The 13,249-nt window shown below is 66.1% G+C and carries 12 protein-coding genes; 4 read left to right on the top strand and 8 right to left on the bottom strand.

Translation table 11 applies throughout. The features are described from left to right. Positions 1-134 precede the first annotated feature (134 nt). Entirely contained in the window at positions 135-1,265 is a 1,131-nt protein-coding gene (locus tag OIE68_RS20620) for a phosphotransferase family protein (RefSeq protein ID WP_327100988.1), read from the top strand. Positions 1,266-1,274: 9 nt separating this feature from the next. Beyond that, positions 1,275-2,405, top strand: coding sequence for a hypothetical protein (locus tag OIE68_RS20625; protein ID WP_327100989.1), 1,131 nt, complete (start codon positions 1,275-1,277; stop codon positions 2,403-2,405). 39 nt (positions 2,406-2,444) lie between these two features. Here OIE68_RS20625 and OIE68_RS20630 read toward each other — a convergent pair whose 3' ends face one another. Beyond that, positions 2,445-2,837 (bottom strand): VOC family protein, encoded by a 393-nt coding sequence (locus OIE68_RS20630; protein ID WP_327100990.1) that lies wholly within the window; start codon positions 2,835-2,837, stop codon positions 2,445-2,447. Positions 2,838-3,061: 224 nt separating this feature from the next. On the opposite strand from OIE68_RS20630, the gene OIE68_RS20635 reads away from it, so the two are divergent. After that, a complete protein-coding gene (locus OIE68_RS20635; protein WP_327100991.1) occupies positions 3,062-4,276 on the top strand; it encodes a cytochrome P450 in 1,215 nt (404 codons plus the stop codon). 6 nt (positions 4,277-4,282) lie between these two features. On the opposite strand, the gene OIE68_RS20640 is transcribed toward OIE68_RS20635, so the two are convergent. The 6 genes from OIE68_RS20640 to mqo all read right to left on the bottom strand — a co-directional run bounded on the left by OIE68_RS20640 (position 4,283) and on the right by mqo (position 11,275). Next, positions 4,283-4,591, bottom strand: coding sequence for a cobalamin biosynthesis protein (locus OIE68_RS20640; RefSeq protein ID WP_419150725.1), 309 nt, complete (start codon positions 4,589-4,591; stop codon positions 4,283-4,285). A gap of 88 nt (positions 4,592-4,679) precedes the next feature. After that, entirely contained in the window at positions 4,680-6,308 is a 1,629-nt protein-coding gene (locus tag OIE68_RS20645; protein WP_327100993.1) for a cobyrinate a,c-diamide synthase, read from the bottom strand. A 31-nt stretch (positions 6,309-6,339) separates the two neighbouring features. Continuing rightward, positions 6,340-6,954 (bottom strand): cob(I)yrinic acid a,c-diamide adenosyltransferase, encoded by a 615-nt coding sequence (cobO, locus tag OIE68_RS20650; protein WP_327101739.1) that lies wholly within the window; start codon positions 6,952-6,954, stop codon positions 6,340-6,342. 153 nt (positions 6,955-7,107) lie between these two features. Further along, complete coding sequence (locus OIE68_RS20655; RefSeq protein ID WP_327101740.1) at positions 7,108-9,195, bottom strand: magnesium chelatase subunit D family protein; 2,088 nt, start codon at positions 9,193-9,195, stop codon at positions 7,108-7,110. A gap of 97 nt (positions 9,196-9,292) precedes the next feature. Beyond that, positions 9,293-9,742, bottom strand: coding sequence for a GNAT family N-acetyltransferase (locus OIE68_RS20660; protein WP_327100994.1), 450 nt, complete (start codon positions 9,740-9,742; stop codon positions 9,293-9,295). An 18-nt stretch (positions 9,743-9,760) separates the two neighbouring features. Next, a complete protein-coding gene (gene mqo, locus OIE68_RS20665; protein WP_327100995.1) occupies positions 9,761-11,275 on the bottom strand; it encodes a malate dehydrogenase (quinone) in 1,515 nt (504 codons plus the stop codon). Positions 11,276-11,571: 296 nt separating this feature from the next. Between mqo and OIE68_RS20670 the strand changes: the two genes are divergently transcribed. After that, positions 11,572-12,639: an alpha/beta hydrolase gene (locus OIE68_RS20670; RefSeq protein ID WP_419150726.1), complete on the top strand. Its 1,068-nt coding sequence runs from the start codon at positions 11,572-11,574 to the stop codon at positions 12,637-12,639. Here OIE68_RS20670 and OIE68_RS20675 read toward each other — a convergent pair. Then, positions 12,619-13,182: an alpha/beta hydrolase gene (locus OIE68_RS20675; RefSeq protein WP_327100996.1), complete on the bottom strand. Its 564-nt coding sequence runs from the start codon at positions 13,180-13,182 to the stop codon at positions 12,619-12,621. The genes OIE68_RS20670 and OIE68_RS20675 overlap by 21 nt on opposite strands. Between the last annotated feature and the right edge of the window lie 67 nt (positions 13,183-13,249).

Here is a 13,249-nt window from a genome sequence, read left to right on the forward strand (position 1 = left end):
CCCGCCTGGTGCAGTGGATTGTCAATACCGAATATCACCCAGTGAGGGTCGCTCGATTTCTTCGAATTTCTGCGGTAAGCACCGACTAGAACGCGTTACAGTTTCCGCAGGCACATGCGTCAGGAGGACAAAGAATGGCCGACGATCCCGATCCCACCGCGCGACGGCAGCTGACCGTCAGCGCGCGGGACCTCGACACCCTCGCCGAGGACCTGTCCCGGTGGCTGGACGGCAAGGTCCACGCTGATCAGCCGCCCAAGATTTCGGCGCTGTCGCGGCCACAGGGTGCGGGGATGTCGAGTCCGACGGTGCTGTTCGACGCCGAATGGAGTGTGGACGGGCGCGCGGACGGCGGTTCGTTCGTGGCCAGGATGACACCGGAGGCCGACTCGTTCCCGGTCTTCGAAAACTACGACCTGGAGCTGCAATACCAGATCATGGCCGGGGTCGCGGCCGCCTCGGCGGTGCCGGTCCCCGAGCTGTGCTGGCTGGAGACCGACGAGAAGCCGCTCGGCACCAAGTTTTTCGTGATGCGGCGGGTCGAGGGCCGGGTGCCATCGGACAATCCGCCGTATGTGTTCATCGGCTGGCTCTTCGACGCCAGTCCCGAGGAGCGTGCGGAATTGGCAGCGAAGACCGTCGAGGTCATTGCGAAGGTGCACGAAATCCCCGATCCGGCAACGCGATTCCCGATGCTGGACGGTCCTGGTCAAGCGCTGCGCCGACATGTCGAATGGCACCGCAACTGGTACCGCTGGGCATTGGCCGATGACGGCTACCCGATTCCGCTGATCGAGCGAACCTTCGACTGGCTCGACGCGCACTGGCCCGCCGATCCCGGTCCGGACGTACTGAGTTGGGGTGATTCGCGACCGGGCAACATTCTGTACGACGGCTTCACCCCGGTCGGTGTACTCGATTGGGAGATGGCCGGACTCGGCCCGCGCGAACTGGATATTGCCTGGGTCATCTTCATTCACCGCTTCTTCCAGGACCTTGCCACCCGCTTCGATCAGCCCGGACTGCCGGACTTCCTGCGGCGCGCGGATGTCGTCGCGAAATACGAGGAGACCACCGGATATACGGTTCGGGATCTCGACTTCTACATCGTGTACGCCGCGCTGCGGCACGCGATCGTGATGGCCAGGGTGAAGCGCCGGATGATCCATTTCGGCGAGGACACCGACACCCCCGATCGCGACGACTACGTGATGCACCGAGCAAGCCTGGAGGCGTTGCTCGACGGAACCTACGAATGGGATTAGAGGAAAATCATGGCTGTATCTGATGGTCGCTCCGCAGGCTCCGCTCCCTCGCCCCTCGACGAATACCCCATCCATCAGACCCACCTGTCCATGTCCCGAGTCGCCAGCAGCGACCGGAACTTCTACGACAGAAGCTATTTCAACGGTCACGACCGCGACGGCGGCACCTTCTTCGTCACCGGCGGCGGGGTGTATCCGAACCTCGGGGTGATCGACGCCTACGCCTGCGTCCGACGTGGCGACATCCAGCGCACGGTCCGCTTCTCCGACGCGCTCGGCGATCGCGGCGTCGACCTGCGCGTCGGCGGGTACCGCATCGAGGTGCAGGAACCGCTGCAGCGGATCCGGGTGATCTGCGAGCACGATGACCTCGGCTTCGACCTCACCTGGCACGGATCCTTTCCCACTGTCGAGGAACAACCGCATCTGATTCTCAACGGCAACCGCCCGATCATCCAGGCCACCCGGTTCGCACAGGTCGGCTCGTGGGAGGGAACGTTGCACGTCGACGGCACGGATCTCACCGTCGACCCGGCCGTCTGGATGGGCACCCGGGACCGCTCCTGGGGCATCCGCCCGGTGGGCGAACCCGAGCCGCCGGGCCGGGCCGCCGCCGAGCCGTCCGGCGGCTTCTGGTGGATGTACGTGCCGCTGCGCTTCGACGATTTCGCCATCGTGCTGATCCTGCAGGAGGAACCGGACGGCAAGCGCACGCTCAACGACGCCGTCCGCATCTTCCCGGACGGTCGCACCGAACAGCTGGGGTGGCCGCGCTACCACATCGAATACCGTTCCGGTACAAGGCATCCCATCGGCGCACGGCTGGAGATGACCACCCCGGACGGTAAGCCGCTCGAGGTCGAAGTCCGGACCGTCACCAATATCCCCCTGCACGTCGGCTGCGGATACGGCGGGGATCCGGACTGGTTGCACGGTCGATGGATGGGTCGCGACTGGTCCTCGAGCGGCAGTTACGACCTCACCGATCCGGCCATCGCGGGACGCATCCCGTTCGGGGTCATCGATCATGTCGCGCACGCGCGCTGCGGGGGTTCCGAGGGGTGGGGCCTGTTCGAACACGGAAGTCTCGGGCGGCACGACCCGACCGGGTTCGCAGACTGGGGCTCGGTCGCGCCGTAGGGTTTTCGGTGGGCACGTACTCGTGCGCGCCCACCGGATTCAGCTCGTCGGCCGAGCCAACTCGGGACGCTTGCGGTAGTCGGTCAGCCCGATCACATTCCCCCACGGATCGGAAACCTCTACGCTCCAACCGGTTCCGACCTCGAACGGTGCGCTGACCACCTGTACGCCGAACCCTTCGAGTTCGGCCGCGGCCGCCACCGCATCCAGTACCTCCAGCCACAGCCGCATTCCGGACAATCCGGCTTCACCCGCCCGCGGATCCACCCGAGCCATGACACCGGCCACCTCACCGCCGACATCGAATACCGCAATCCCCTGCTCCGGCAGTGTGAACTTCACCGCCAACCCCAGCACGCCACCGTAGAACGACACCGCGGCATCCAGGTCACCGACCGGAACCAGCACATTGTCGATGCCTCGAATATCCACCACCCCACTAAACCACGCCGGCCTACCGGAACGGCCACGAATAGATGGGCTTCCCGCGGCTGAGAACTGTATGCCTGCGGGCGAGCCCGATGTCTGGCACCATGCCGCTCCACCGGCGAAACATCTTGCTGAACAAGGTGATTCGGCGGAAGCTTTGTCTGGTTGCGTAAGCGACCGATCGTCCATACCCGTGCCAACGGGTCGGCACCGCCCGAGGGGTCATCATGACAAGTCTTCCCGCATTCCCCGCCGCCGACGAAAGCCCGCTCGACACCTGCATCCGGCTACAGCAGACCGCGCCCGTGGTCGAAGTGGAATTCCCGGGCGGCGTGCCCGCCTATTTGGCCTTGACGCACAACGCCGTTGCGGAGATCCTCGCCGGCGACAACAAGACCTTTGCCAGGGACCCGAAGCACTGGCCCGCGCTATACGACGGATCGATCCCGGAAGACTGGCCGCTACGGGCCATCGCCCAAGGCGACCACCTGTCGACGAAGGATGGTGAGGATCACCGGCGGTTGCGTGGTCTGGTCGGGAAGGGATTTACACCTCGACTGGTGCAGGCGATGGAACCGCGCATCCAAGAGCTCATCGACGGCCTGTTGGACGAGGTGATCGCCGCAGGTGACGGAGTGGATCTGGTACCAACCTTCACCGACGCACTGCCGATGGCGGTCATCGCCGAATTGTTCGGCGTGCCCGACGCGGACCGGCCACGGCTGCGGAAATGGACCTCCACTCTGTTGGCGCACACCACCCCGCCGGAGCTGGCGTTCGCGACCCAGAACGAACTCGGGGCTTTCCTGCACGAATTGGTGCAGCGCAAGCAGCAGGAACCCGGCGACGATCTGACCTCGGATCTGGTGCGGGCCCGCGATGCGGGCGATCGGCTCACCACCGACGAATTGGTCGGCGTGCTCTGGCTGATGCTGATCGCCGGTCACGAGACCACGGTGCATCTGCTCGGTCACGCCGTCATCGCACTGCATCGGAATCCGGACCAGCTCGCAGTGGCCAAAGCCGAAGGCCGGTGGGCCGATGTGGTCGAGGAAACGTTGCGGTACCGCCATTCGGTGATGATGACCAGCTACCGGTTCACGCTGACCGATGTGACGATCGCCGGTGTGGCCATTCCCAAGGGGAGTGCGGTCGGTGTGGTCTACCAGGCGACCGGCATCGATCCGGAGGAGTACGGCGAGACCGCGAACCAGTTCGATCTCGCCCGCGAACAGACCGGACACCTCGGCTTCGGACACGGGCCGCGCTACTGCATCGGCGCACCGCTCGCCCGATTAGAGAGCCGACTTGCCCTCGCCTCGCTCTACCGGCGGCTGCCTGACCTGCGACTCACCATCGATCCGGACGACATTCCCTACTCGCCGTCGTTCTTCACTGTCGGCCCGTTGTCCCTGCCGATCGAACTGGGGACGGTGTCCTGACTCTTGTTACGTCAGTGGTGATTTCGGTGCGAGCGCGGCCGCGATCACTATTCCGTCGACGGTCCGCTTGGGAATAACGAGCGGACCGTCGGCGGCCAGTAGCGCGGCCGCCTCGGCGACGCTGGCGGTGCCGAGTGCGTCATCGGTACGTGCCGAGGGATTCGGTACGTCGACCCGGGCGAGCTCAGCCGCTGTGAAGGCGCGGACCGAGACGCCCAAACCAGCGGCGGCATCACCGAGTTCTTCCGCACGTCGATCGATGGTCGCGAGGTAGGCAATAGGTTTGTCGCCCAGCACTTCTCGCAGAGCATCCAAAATCCGCTCGCTCGATGTGCCCGGCCGAAACCCGAGACCAACGGCCCAGCCTTGCGGGGTCGGTTCGCCGGTTGGGGACGCCGAGGTGTCAGATGGTGGCACGGCTTTGGGCGTATTGGGCGGCTGCGGCGACAAAACGGGTTGTGGCTCCGGGGTTTCCGGCCGGGTGGGTGTGCAGGTAAGAGGCGTGAACGCGGTGGATCAAGGCGCCCTCGCGGATGCGCTCGCCTGCAGTGTGCCAGCCCCAGGCAGTGGCGTGGTCGCCGGTGGAAACCAGGCGGGTGCGGTGGAATTCGTGGCCGCGCACCCGTTCTCCCGCGCGCCATAGGGCGGAATCCGCCAGCGCCACGGCATCTCGATAGCCGAGGGTCAGGCGGGGTCCGAATTCCGCTGTCGCATCGACTACCCCCGCCATCGAATGGCCGTCCAGCGAGCGGCTGAGGTACAGCAATCCAGCACATTCGGCATGCACCGGAAGGCCCGCCCCGGCCTGCTCGGCGACCTGCGCCAGCAGCCGATCGTTGGCCGCCAACGCCGCGGCATGCTCCTCGGGAAACCCACCGGGCAATACCAGACCGGCCGTCCCCGTGGGAAGTTCATCCCGCAGCGGATCGAAGATCACAACCCGTGCCCCGGCAGCCTCCAACAACTCCCGATGCTCCGCATACCCGAACGTGAACGCAGCCCCGCCGGCCATGGCAATCACAGGACCGAGCGCGGCCTCCGTAACCACACCCGACACAACCGGGCCTTGTGCGGCCGTCGGCATCGCACGACTCGCGCGTTCCGCGACTGCATCGGCTGCCCGCGCTCTGTCGCCGACGCCCGCAGAAGCGACACCGGCAGTGCTCGCGCCAGCCTGGGCATTCGAACGGCTCGCCCCGCTGAACGCGCTGGTCACGTCTGTGGCGATCGCCTCGTCGACGCTGGCCGCAGCCACACTGTTCGCGTACACCGAGTCCTCGAATTCACGGATCGCGGTTGCGGGATCCCAGGCTGGGGCGGCGATGGTCGAGCGGGCCAGGCGGGCGATGGTGAGGAGGTCGACGTGGGCGGCGACGAGGTCGGTCATTGCTTCGACGGCGGCGGTGGCGGCGTGGCCGTGTTCGACTGCGGGGATGAGGCCGAGGTGGCGGGAGGGGACCTCGAGTTCGGCCATGCGCGGTAGTGATCCGAGGACCGGGAGGCCGACTCGGTCGCAGGCGGCACGCAGCACCTGGTCGTGACGTTCGCTGCCGACGCGGTTGAGGATGACGCCGCCCAAGCTGATCGCAGTGTCGAAGGTGGCGAAGCCGTGCAGGAGAGCGGCGAGGCTCTGACTGTGGCCGCGGGCATCGACGACCAAAATCACTGGGGCGCCGAGTAATCCGGCGACCTGCGCGGTGGAACCCTCGGCGATCGGTGCGGCGTGGTTCTCATCGATGCGGCCGTCGAAAAGTCCCATTACGCCCTCGACCACCGCCAGATCGCACCCGTGGGCACCGTGGCGGTACAGCGGAACAACACGTTCCGCGCCGACCAGCACCGGATCGAGATTGCGTCCGGGCCGCCCAGCCGCCAGGCCGTGATACCCCGGATCGATATAGTCCGGCCCCACCTTGAACGGCGCCACCCGATGCCCGGCGCGCCGCAGCGCCCCGATCAGACCGGTCGCCAATGTTGTCTTCCCACTGCCCGAAGCGGGCGCGGCGATCACTACCGCCGGAACCCCACTCACAACCGCACCCCTTCCCGGGATCCCGGTGAGGTCACCATTCGATTCCTCGCTGGCCTTTACGGCCCGCATCCATGGGGTGCTTGACCTTGGTCATTTCGGTGACGAGATCGGCGGCATCCAAAAGGGCTGCGGGCGCATCGCGGCCGGTGATAACCACATGCTGGTTACCTGGGCGGTTGCGCAGAGTTTCGACTACCTCGTCAACATCGACCCAGCCCCATTTGAGCGGGTAGGTGAATTCGTCGAGGACGTAGAAGCGGTGCTGCTCAGCCTGAAGCCTGCGCGCGATCTCGCGCCACCCGGCCAGTGCGGCGGCGGCATGGTCCTCATCGGTGCCCTGCTTGCGGGTCCACGACCAACCCTCACCCATCTTGTGCCATTCAACCGCCCCACCGACACCTGTCTCTTCATGCAGACGGCCGAGGGTGCGAAAGGCTGCCTCCTCCCCCACCTTCCACTTGGCACTCTTGACGAACTGGAATACCGCTACATCAAACCCCTGATTCCACGCCCGCAACGCCATCCCGAACGCGGCCGTCGACTTCCCCTTCCCCGGCCCCGTATGCACCGCGAGCACCGGCAAATTCCGCCGCTGCCGCGTCGTCAGCCCATCATCCGGAACCGTTTCCGGCACACCCTTAGGCATCGAAACTCCTTGATAGCCCATTGATCAGAACGTCCACACCCGCCGCACCGCCATGCGCTACGGGATCGAAGCTGCCCGACTGCACATCCACCAGGTGCCGAGAGGCCGAATACCGTTGTTCGGCTATGGGATCGGTAGGTAGATCCACCACGATCAGGCGGCTCGTGTCACGCCGGGGCGACCGGATCCGGCGCGGACGACGTCGGCGACCGAGTCGCCGGTCAGTTCGGCGAGTTGGAGGTAGCCTGCGCGGAGGGTGCGGGCCAGGTCGGCGGCGAGGCCGAGGCGGACCATGCCGCGTTCGCAGTCCACGACGATCGAGGTGATCGCCTCGGCGGCAAGCAGATTCGCGGCGACACGGGCGCGGGGCACCGGATCGATGCCACCGGTGGCGCGGCCGTCGGTGAGCAGGACCAGTATCGGGCGGCGGCGCGGATCGCGGACACGTTCGCGGTGCACGACCTCGCGTGCCTTCAAAAGCCCTGCGGCGAGCGGAGTTTTGCCGCCGGTGCGAATGCCGGACAGGCGACGCACCGCGATATCCACCGAGGATGTCGGCGGCAGGACGACTTCGGCTTCTGCGCCGCGCACGGTGATCACAGCAACCTTGTCCCGCCGCTGGTAGGCGTCGCGCAGCAGCGCGACGACCGCGCCGGTAACCGCCGATAGGCGGTCGCGCGCCGCCATGGATCCGGAGGCGTCGACCACGAATACCACCAGATTGCCTTCACGCCCTTCGCGATACGCACCGCGCAGATCATCGGCGACCAGCTTCAACGGTCCGTCGGCTCGGCCGCGGGAGTGCTGATGCGGTGCCGCGGCGAATACCGTGCCGAGCAAATGCAGACCGCCGGAGGTATCGGTACTGGACCGCACCGTGCGTCCCTGCCTGGTCTGTGCGCGCGAACGGCGACCTGCCGCGCCCTCGCCGACGCCGGGCACCTCCCAACGCGGCGGTGTCACAACGGAGGTCGCGGGCGCACCGATACGACCCTCGCGCGCGGACGGTGACTGCCCGCCGCCCGGGGAATCCGCACCGCCGTCGGGGCCAGAAGCGCCCGGACCACCATTGCCGGGACCGCCATCCGGATCATCGTCTGGGCCTTGACCATCCGGGCCACCATTGCCGGGACCGAAATCCGGATTGTTCAATGCATTATCCGAACCTGCATCATCGACATCGGTGCGGTTTTCCGGACCACCACTCGAACCGCCATCGTCGAGATCCTCAGCCCCGCCCTGCTCCAATTTTGCACGCTCGCTGGACTTTTCCGCCTCTTCCCCCGCCGCACGCATCGCCTCGTCCAGCTGCTCTTCGCTGATCCCGGGCTCATCGAACGGATCCCGCCGCCGCCGATGCGGCAATGCCAACTCGGCCGCAACCCGCACATCCGCCTCGGCCACCGCATCCGCCCCACGCCAGGCCGCATGCGCGGTAGCGGTCCTGGCAACCACGAGGTCCGCCCGCATCCCGTCCACATCGAACGACGCACACAGCGCGGCGATCCGCCGCAACTCCACGTCATCGAGCGCGACGGACGCGACCCGCTCACGGGCCGTGAGAATCCGCTCGGCCACCTCCCGATCGGCCGCGGCATAGCGTGCGGCGAATCCGGCCGGATCCGCCTCGTAGTCCAGCCGACGCCGCACCACCGACATCCGCATGTCCACATTCCGCGAGGCCGCGACATCGACGGTGAGCCCGAACCGGTCCAGTAGCTGCGGCCGCAGCTCACCTTCCTCCGGGTTCATGGTGCCGACCAGCACGAACCGGGCCGGATGCGAATGCGAGACCCCATCGCGCTCGATATGCACCCGCCCCATCGCGGCGGCATCGAGCAGCACGTCCACCAAGTGGTCGTGCAGCAGATTCACCTCGTCGACGTAGAGCACGCCGTGATGCGCGGCCGCCAACAGGCCGGGCCGGAACGCCTGCTCGCCGTCGCGCAGCACCCGCTCCAGATCCAGAGAACCGACCACTCGGTCTTCTGTAGCCCCCACCGGCAACTCGACCAAGCGAGCGGGCCGCGCACCCGTCTCATCGACAATGGGCGGCAGCAATTGCGCAAGCGCCCGCACCACAGTCGATTTCGCGGTCCCCTTCTCCCCGCGCACCAAGACGCCGCCGATCCCGGGATGTACCGCGCACAGGATCAACGCCAGCTGCAACCGCTCCTGCCCCACCACCGCCGAGAACGGAAAGCCCGCATCACCATCAGCACCGGGACGCGCCCCGGTCAGCGAAGAGGCATGCGGCGCGGTTTCGGTACGGGGCAATGGCACGCCCCAACTCTATTCGCGCCACAATGCCCGCCCGGCAGCACCCTCCGCGGGGGATCTACCCCTTGCGCATGGGCAGATGCATGATGCCGTCTTCTTCGAACTCGTCGCCGTCGGGTTTGAAGCCGAACTTGGCGTACAAGTCGACCAGGTAGGTCTGGGCACTCAGGCGCACGGTCGCCGAACCCGCCTCGGCGAGCGCAGCCTGCACCAGCCGGGTGGTGTACCCGTGCCCGCGCGCCGGAACCGACGTACACACCCGGCCGATGCGGAACGATTTCACACCGTTCTCGTGCTCCTCGGTCAACCGCAGCGTCGAGATGATCTCGCCCTCGTCATCGAGCCAGAAATGCCGTGTCTCCGGCAGCAGGTCGAAGCCGTCCAGCTCCGGGTACGCGCATTTCTGCTCGACGACAAATACTGCGACGCGAAGCTTCAACAGCTGATACAGGGTGGCGGTGTCGAGATCAAGCGCCCAGGACCGTTTGAGTGCAACCGTTGACATCATCGCGTCTTGCTATCACAACTACGCGATCGGCGCGACCCCTGCGTGCTTCGGCGTGTTGTCCGACACACTGTTCAGGTTCAGGGTTTTGGTCGACCAATCCCAGACTTCCTGGAACAGCGCCTGGTTCTCCGAGAGCTTCACGCCCAGCGAGGGCACCATTTCCTTCAGCTTCGGCGACCAGTCGTCGTACTCGCGCGGGAAGCACCGCTGCAGCACGTCGATCATGGCGCTCACACCGGTCGACGCGCCGGGTGACGCGCCGAGCAGACCCGCAATGGTGCCGTCTTCGGCGGCGACGACCGCCGTGCCGAACTCGAGCACACCGCCCGCACCCTTGCGCCGGATGACCTGCACGCGCTGCCCCGCGGTGATCAGCTCCCAGTCGTGGCCGTCCGCGCGCGGCATGAACTCCTCCAGCGTCGCCACCTTGCCCGCCTCGGACTTGAGCAGCTCGCTGACCAGGTACTTGGTCAGGCCGAGTTCGGTGACGCCGACGCCGAGCAGCGAGAAAATGTTGTTCGGCTTGACCGACTTGAACAGATCGGTGTTCTTACCGTCCTTGAGGAACTTCGGCGTCCACCCGGCGTACGGGCCGAACAGCAGGCCGGGACGGCCCTTGATGATGCGAGTGTCCAAGTGCGGCACCGACATCGGCGGCGCGCCGACCGCGGCCTTGCCATAGACCTTGGCCTCGTGCTTGTAGATCAGATCCGGGTTGGTGCAGCGGATGAACTGACCGCTGATCGGGAAGCCGCCGAAACCCTTGGCCTCCTTGATCCCCGACTTCTGCAGCAGCGGCAGCGCACCGCCACCGGCGCCGACGAAGACGAATTTGCTGATCAGCGTCCGGGTTCGGCGAGTACGCAGGTTGCGCACCTTGACCAGCCAGGAACCGTCGGACTGCTTGGTGAGGTCGCGCACCTCGTGACCGAAGGCCAGATCGACACCGGAGCGGCCGAGGTAGGCCAGCAGTTCGCTGGAGAGCGAACCGAAGTCGATATCGGTGCCCTCATCGGTCCAGTTGAGCGCGATCGGATCGGAGAAGTCGCGGCCCCTGGCCATCAGCGGCAGCCGCTTGGCGAATTCGTCGGGGCTGTCGATGTATTCCATCGTCGAGAACAGCGGATGCCGCGACAGCGCCTCGTACCGCTTGCGTAGGTAGTCCACATTGTCCGCGCCGTGCACGAAGCTGACGTGCGGGATGGGGTTGATGAAGGCGGAGGGATCGCCGAGGATGCCGTTCTCCACGCCGTAGGACCAGAACTGGCGCGAGACCTGGAAGCGCTCATTGATGTCGATGGCCTTGCTGATATCGACCGAGCCGTCCGGATTCTGCGGGCTGTAGTTCAGTTCGCACAGTGCGGAGTGGCCGGTGCCCGCGTTGTTCCACGGATCGCTGCTCTCGGCTGCGGCCGCGTCCAGCCGCTCGAATAGGGAGATCGACCATTCCGGCTGCAGCTGCCGAAGCAGTGCGCCGAGAGTGGCACTCATGATGCCGGCACCGATGAGTACAACGTCGGTCTTTTCAGTCATGGCAGCGTTCGGCACGGGTAGATCGACTTCCTTGTCCTTCTGCGCACGCCCACCCCCACGGTGGGCCTGCTGGGCACGGGCGCTATGTGGTTGTTGCGAGTCCTGCGTGACTCGGCGAGGTGTAGGTTACCCGCCGTTCACCTAGCCCAATTGTGCACCTCACCTGTTCGAAGTCCGACAACGAACCAACCGAATGTGACATAGATTCCTTCCTGGGTTCGACCTTAGAAACGGCCCTGACGTCGCTGACCCTTTCGAGTGACCTGCAAGCAGTCACTACGGCTAGATTGATCCTTGTGACGAATGAAGCCTCGCTCAGCGTGTCCGATATCACCGCCCCGGCGGCCGAGCGATGGCAGTCCGATGTCCTCGGTGCGGGCTATGAGCAGCGCACTCTGCCGCTCGGTCCGGACCCCGATGGTGAGGGCGAGGCCGTGGGGACCCTCGTTCGCTACACCCCCGACACCGGTGCCACCACCACCGAACCCGCTGTGCTTTACGTGCACGGTTTCACCGACTACTTCTTCCAGCAGCATCTGGCCGAACACTTCACCGGGCGCGGGCACCGCTTCTACGCGCTGGATCTGCGCAAGTGCGGTCGCTCGCTGCGCGACGGCCAGACGCCGCACTACGTCACCGATCTGGCGCTCTACGACACCGAACTGAACGAGTCGCTGCGCATCGTTCAGGAAGAGGCGGGCGATAACGTGCTCCTGGTCGCGCATTCGACCGGCGGACTCATCGTGCCGCTCTGGCTGGACCGGCTCAACAAGGCGAAGGGCACGGCCAAGTCCGGCATTGTCGGCCTGGTGCTCAACAGCCCCTGGTTCGACCTGCAGGGCCCCGCGTACTACCGGACCATCGGCACCCCGATGATCAAGATGCTCGGCCGGTTCCGGTCGATGGTCGAACTACCCGGCAACAAGATCAGCTCCTACGGCGACAGCCTGCACCACAGCGTGGCGGGCGAATGGGATTACAACCTGGATTGGAAGCCGCTGGCGGGCTTCCCGGTCCGGCTCGGCTGGCTGCGCGCGATCCGCAACGGGCACGCCGAGCTGCAGGCGGGGCTGTCGGTCGGCGTGCCCGCGTTGATTCTGCGTTCGCGCATCACGAAATTCGCGCGCAAGTACGGTCCGGCCGTCGATGTGGCGGATGCGGTGCTCGATGTCCGCCAGATCCAGCGCTGGTCGGGCTGCCTGGGCGATCGGACCAATATCGTCCCGATCGACGGCGCTCGCCACGATGTCTTCCTGTCCTCGGCCGAACCGCTGGCCAAGGCCTTCGCCGAACTCGACAGCTGGCTGGACTGGCTGGCGGCCTTCCACAGGAAGACCGCCGGATCACCAGAGGCTGGTGCGTAGCACGATCTCGGTGGCCAATTCGTGGTCGGCCTCGGTCGCCACATTGTCGACGTCGATCTCGACGACTCGAAATTCGCCGTAGACATAGCGTCCGGAGGCATCCGCCACCGAACGCGGCAGATTCTTGGTGACCAGCACGGTGGCGGCGACCTCCACCGGCCGACACGTGGGGTCCGCGACGGTGCCGTCGGCGGCCGGAATCGCTGGATGGCCGCGATCGGCGACGACAAGGCTGATGAACCGGCCGAAACCGCCCGCGCAGACCTGCCAGCCCAGCTGCGCACCCGCACCACGTCCGGCGACATTCACCCACGGGATGCCGAGTTCGTCGAGGATGGCGTGCACGCCCGCCGGATCCAGGTCCGCTATCGATTCCACCGCAATGGTGCGCAGGTCCGAGGTGTGCAGCCGCGCGCACACCTGGTCGTAGACGTCGACCGGATCACCGGCATCGGGCAACAGCAGCACGCTGTGCCGAGACTCCGGGCCGTCGACCCGTACGGTCCATGCCCGGTCACCGACCGAGATCCGCCGAGATTTCACCCGAAATACGGTACACGCCCGAAGTCAACTTCTCGGTCCGTAAGGGCCGAGCTCAGTGGAAACGACC

The sequence above is a fragment of the Nocardia vinacea genome (genome assembly GCF_035920345.1).
GTDB classification, from domain to species: Bacteria; Actinomycetota; Actinomycetes; order Mycobacteriales; family Mycobacteriaceae; genus Nocardia; species Nocardia vinacea_A.